Annotated in this window: 3 protein-coding genes and 1 pseudogene; 2 read left to right on the forward strand and 2 right to left on the reverse strand. The window is 40.6% G+C overall.

The window, feature by feature from the left end; genetic code table 11:
- Positions 1-583, forward strand: a pseudogene (locus ACFIKH_RS09030) (late control protein); the annotation flags it as partial.
- A gap of 38 nt (positions 584-621) precedes the next feature.
- On the opposite strand, the gene ACFIKH_RS09035 reads toward ACFIKH_RS09030, so the two are convergent.
- Complete coding sequence (locus tag ACFIKH_RS09035) at positions 622-945, reverse strand: type II toxin-antitoxin system PemK/MazF family toxin (RefSeq protein ID WP_273791686.1); 324 nt, start codon at positions 943-945, stop codon at positions 622-624.
- Complete coding sequence (locus ACFIKH_RS09040; RefSeq protein ID WP_273791685.1) at positions 945-1,169, reverse strand: antitoxin MazE family protein; 225 nt, start codon at positions 1,167-1,169, stop codon at positions 945-947. Before ACFIKH_RS09040 ends, ACFIKH_RS09035 begins: the two co-directional genes overlap by 1 nt.
- Before the next feature lie 142 nt (positions 1,170-1,311).
- On the opposite strand from ACFIKH_RS09040, the gene ACFIKH_RS09045 reads away from it, so the two are divergent.
- Positions 1,312-1,742, forward strand: a 431-nt coding sequence (locus ACFIKH_RS09045; protein ID WP_375671524.1) for a lysozyme, incomplete at its 3' end; no start/stop codon positions are given.

Genomic DNA, 1,742 nt, shown 5'->3' on the forward strand with positions numbered 1-1,742 from the left:
TGATGATGATGAAAACTTTATCCATATGGATGACAATGACAGAGCACCATCATCATCTGAATCGGAAAAAGCAGAAAAAGAATCTGAGAAAGAAGAAGAAGACAAAGAGAAGAAAGGCGGTGTTCTCGCAACTTATCATGATATCCGCACTGGTGAAAAAAAAGAAGTCAAAGTTGGTAACCCACCGTTCCATGAACTCAAATACACCTACCATAACCAATCAGAGGCTGTTGCAGCCATTGCTGCTTATCGCAATAAATCATCACGTGGAAAATCTTCTTTCTCATGTGATATCGGTGGTGATCCGTTTGTGCAAACAGAAGCAAAGCTTGTTCAAGAGCCCCCTTTCCGCCCCTATATTCCAGCAGAATGGCGCATCAAAAGTGTTAAACTCAAACTTGATAAAACGGGTGGTTACACCACAAAAATAGAGTGCGAACTTTTTGATAAAACGCAAGAAGATGCGGCTGGAAACGTTGCAAACACAACACCAGACAAGGATGATACCCTTGATCCAAACGCCCCACCAAACGCATGTGACGAAGGCGAAGGCGTCATCCATATGGATGAAGAGGATAGATAAACAAAGCTATTTTATGATGATAAAAAGAAATACTATTTCTATTTTACTATTCCTAAAAATACAGCTAAACAGCGTTCAATTTCTACCATTTTATCTGCATGAATGGAGCCGAAAGCTGGACTAACTTTTTCACATCTTACCGTCATAATCTTATCAATCATGACTTGCGAAGGTTTTTGCAAACCATTTTTAGCGGTTGGCTGAATCGTAATGCGGAGTAATGGCGCATCAACAAGTGTGCTAGTAATGGGTAAAACCGTTACACTTGTATGCTCACTGAATTGATTAGCTTGAATGATTAACGCAGGTCTTGGTTTACCAAAATCGCCTTGCATAGCTATTGTGACGAGAGATCCACGCATTATTCTGTCCAGCCATCAACATCCATTAAAGATTGATCCATCAACAACTGCATAGATGTATCTGTTTTATCCATTTTTGCGACTAAGCGACATTGGCGTCGGCACTCTTCTGCAAAGTTCGGTTGGCGAATATCTGGTACCCAAATTTGCATTAAACGCAAACCTGCTTTTCTTTGTGCGTTGCGATGTTTTTGAACGCGTTCATTGACGTGCATTGTAGCCATAACAAAATCTCCATTATGTTTCATGTAACGTATAACACAGAAAAAAGTTACATGAAACGAGATTTTTAATAAAAGGCAATAATTGCAATTTTTAATATTCACTCATCCCCGCCTTGTGTGGGGCTTTTTTATGGAGCAACACATGCGAAAAATATCATCAGAAGGACTTGCACTTATCAAACAGTGGGAAGGTTTGCGTTTGAACGCCTATAAAGATGCCATTGGGGTGTGGACAATAGGTTATGGACATACAAACAGTGCTGGAAAACCTTTTATTTACGAAGGCATGACAATCACTGAAAAGCAAGCAGAAGAACTTCTTTGCCAAGACTTAAGACAATTTGAAAATGCCGTTGAACGCGCTGTTACAGTTTCATTAACAGATGAACAATTCGCGGCGTTAGTATCCTTTTGCTATAATGTAGGAACAACAGCCTTTTGTAACTCGACACTGTTAAAAAAGCTCAATCAAGGTGAATATGAAGCTGTCCCTGCCGAGCTACAGAAATGGACCAAAGCAGGCGGGAAGCGTCTTGAAGGTCTAGCACACCGGCGTGCGGCAGAAACAGGCTT

Origin of the sequence: Bartonella sp. SD1336NMGDW (assembly GCF_042193565.1) — a bacterium.
GTDB lineage: Bacteria > Pseudomonadota > Alphaproteobacteria > Rhizobiales > Rhizobiaceae > Bartonella > Bartonella grahamii.

Bases quoted from the DNA above. Each gene is read 5' to 3' on its own strand.
- ACFIKH_RS09040 (WP_273791685.1), bottom strand. From the start codon at position 1,169: ATGGCTACAATGCACGTCAATGAACGCGTTCAAAAACATCGCAACGCA.
- ACFIKH_RS09035 (WP_273791686.1), bottom strand. From the start codon at position 945: ATGCGTGGATCTCTCGTCACAATAGCTATGCAAGGCGATTTTGGTAAA.